This window comes from Actinoplanes sp. NPDC051633 (assembly GCF_040681735.1).
Classification (GTDB): domain Bacteria; phylum Actinomycetota; class Actinomycetes; order Mycobacteriales; family Micromonosporaceae; genus Actinoplanes.
The window spans coordinates 1-2,313 of record NZ_JBFAZH010001197.1; the positions used below are offsets into that span (position 1 = coordinate 1).

The following is a 2,313-nucleotide window of genomic DNA, read 5'->3' on the forward strand; positions in this document are numbered from 1 at the left end:
GCTTAATTGCTTTGATATTTGCGACTGGTTTGTAACCGCGACCGCCGCGCGGTCCGGCGGCAGACCGGCGGCCAGCAACGACCCGAGCAGGCCCGCCAGCACGTCACCGCTGCCCGCGGTGGCCAGCGCCGACGAACCGGTCGGGTTCACCCACACCTCACCCGACGGAGTGGCCACGATCGTGCGGTCCCCCTTGAGCAGGACCACGCCGTTGATCCACGCCGCCAGTCTCAGCGCGGAGGCCATCCGGTCGGGACCGGGCGCCTCCCCCGCCAGCCGCTTGAACTCGCCGTCGTGCGGCGTGATCACCAGCGGCGCGTCCCGGCGCAGGTCATCGGCGTGCTGCCCGTCGACCAGCAGGGTCAGCGCGTCGGCATCCAGCAGCACCGGCAGGGAGGTGGCCAGGACGCTGCGCAGCTCCGTGCGGGCGGCGTCGTCGGTGCCCAGGCCCGAGCCGCAGACCCACGCCTGGACCCGCCCGGCGTCGCCCACCCGCGGCGCCGCCACCACCGAGGGGTGCGCGCGGACGACGTCCTGGTAAGCACTGCCCGCATACCGCACCATGCCGGTCGGACCGGCCAGCGCGCCGGCCGTCGACAGCAGGGCGGCGCCTGGATATCGGGCCGAACCGGTGGCCACGCCGACCACGCCCCGCGTGTACTTGTCCGACTCCACGCCCGGTGACGGCCACCATGCCGCGATGTCCGCCGCGTCCGCCACGCGAACCGCGGGATCGGTGCGCAGCATGGGACCGAGGCCGATGTCGACCAGCTCGATCTGACCGGCCAGCGGTGCCGCCGGGCCGACCACGTGCGCGGGCTTCAGGCAGCCGAAGGTCACCGTCACGTCCGCCCGCACCGCGTCGCCGGGCACGTCGCCGGTGTCGACCGCCACCCCGCTCGGCACGTCGACCGCGACCACGGTCCCGCCGAGATCCCGCAGCGTGCCCGCGATCGCGGCCGCCTCGGACCGCAGGCCGCCACTGGCGCCGATCCCCACGATGCCGTCGACGATCAGGTCGGCGTGGCTCGGCAGGTCGCGCACGGTGAAGCCGCCCGCCCGGCGCAGCGCCGCGAGACCCGCCAGGTGCACCCGGTCGGGCCGGAGCAGCAGCGCCCGCACCTGGGCGCCACGCGCCGCCAGGCGAGCGCCGGCGTAGAGCGCATCACCGCCGTTGTCGCCACTGCCCACCAGCAGCAGCACGGTCGAGCCGTAGACGCCGCCGGCCTCCGCGAGCAGCAACGCGCAGCGCCGCGCCAGGCCGGCCGCGGCGCGCTGCATCAGCGTGCCCTCGGGCAACGTCGCCATCAGCGCCTTCTCGGCCGCGCGCACCTCCGCGACCCGCCACGCCTGCCGCATGAAAGCCTCCCGTCTCCGTTCCGAGGTCCGCGGAAGTTCTATGCCCGGGGTACGACAATTTCACGTTCGCGCCGGTCAGGACTCCGCCACCACCATCGCCGAGGCGATCCCGCCGTCGTGCGAGAGCGACAGGTGCCAGCGATGCACACCGCGCTCGGTCGAGGCCGCGGCGACCGTACCGGAAACCGTCAGCCACGGCCGCCCGTCCGGATCCGCGACGATCTCACAGTCGTGCCAGCGCAGCCCGGCCGGAGCACCCAGCGCCTTGGCGACGGCCTCCTTGGCCGCGAACCGGGCGGCCAGCGACTCGGCGGAACGCGGATTGCCCGACCCGGTGAGCCGCTCGCCCTCGGTGAACAACCGCTCCGCGAGCAGCGGCGTCCGGTCCAGCGCACGGGCGAAACGGTCGACCAGCACGACATCGATACCGACAGCGACGATCACGCCCCCACCCTAATGAGGGCGCGGAGATTAGCTTCCGGCGATGCCGGTGCGCAACCCCTGTGGACAGGCCCGGGGTACGCGTACAGCGGTTGTCCACAGGCCCGGATTTTGTCGTAGCCGGGCCCTAGCGTTCCCGGCATCCGAATCTCGTGGAGGTGACCGATGCAGCCGGACCTACAGGCCGACACGATGGCCCTGACCGCGTGCAGCCCGCCGCTGCTCGACCTCGGCGCCGAGGTGACCGCCGGGGCCGCCCGCACCCCGCGGCCGTCGACGGTGCCGCGCTGGGCGTCGTCGGACGCGGCCGACGACGTGACCGGCTCGGTGCGGGCGGCGCTGACCGACCTCGGGTCGTCGATCTCGGCGACCGCGCAGGCGATCCTCGCCGCCGTGGCCGACTACGAGGCGGCCGACCGGCGCTCGGCGGCCCGCGCCCGGCGGTTCCGGTGACCCCGGCCGCGGTCACCTATGCCCGCCAGCGCTGCGGGTCCGCCGCCCCCCGCCGGGCCT

Annotated in this window: 3 protein-coding genes; 1 reads left to right on the top strand and 2 read right to left on the bottom strand. The window is 74.4% G+C overall.

Features of this window, described 5'->3' with window-relative positions; all coding sequences use genetic code 11:
* Both AB0M20_RS38945 and AB0M20_RS38950 read right to left on the bottom strand, forming a co-directional pair.
* Positions 1–1,359 (bottom strand): NAD(P)H-hydrate dehydratase (locus AB0M20_RS38945; RefSeq protein WP_364306010.1); only part of this gene is annotated, 1,359 nt, incomplete at its 3' end.
* Between the two features lie 75 nt (positions 1,360–1,434).
* Positions 1,435–1,803 carry a holo-ACP synthase gene (locus tag AB0M20_RS38950; protein WP_364306012.1) on the bottom strand — a complete coding sequence of 123 codons (369 nt, stop codon included), beginning with the start codon at positions 1,801–1,803 and terminating at the stop codon, positions 1,435–1,437.
* A gap of 162 nt (positions 1,804–1,965) precedes the next feature.
* Here AB0M20_RS38950 and AB0M20_RS38955 point away from each other — a divergent pair, with 162 nt between their 5' ends.
* A complete protein-coding gene (locus AB0M20_RS38955; protein WP_364306014.1) occupies positions 1,966–2,253 on the top strand; it encodes a hypothetical protein in 288 nt (95 codons plus the stop codon).
* Positions 2,254–2,313 lie beyond the last annotated feature (60 nt).

Coding starts and splice junctions, on each gene's coding strand:
- AB0M20_RS38955 (WP_364306014.1), top strand. CDS start 1,966: ATGCAGCCGGACCTACAGGCCGACACGATGGCCCTGACCGCGTGCAGC.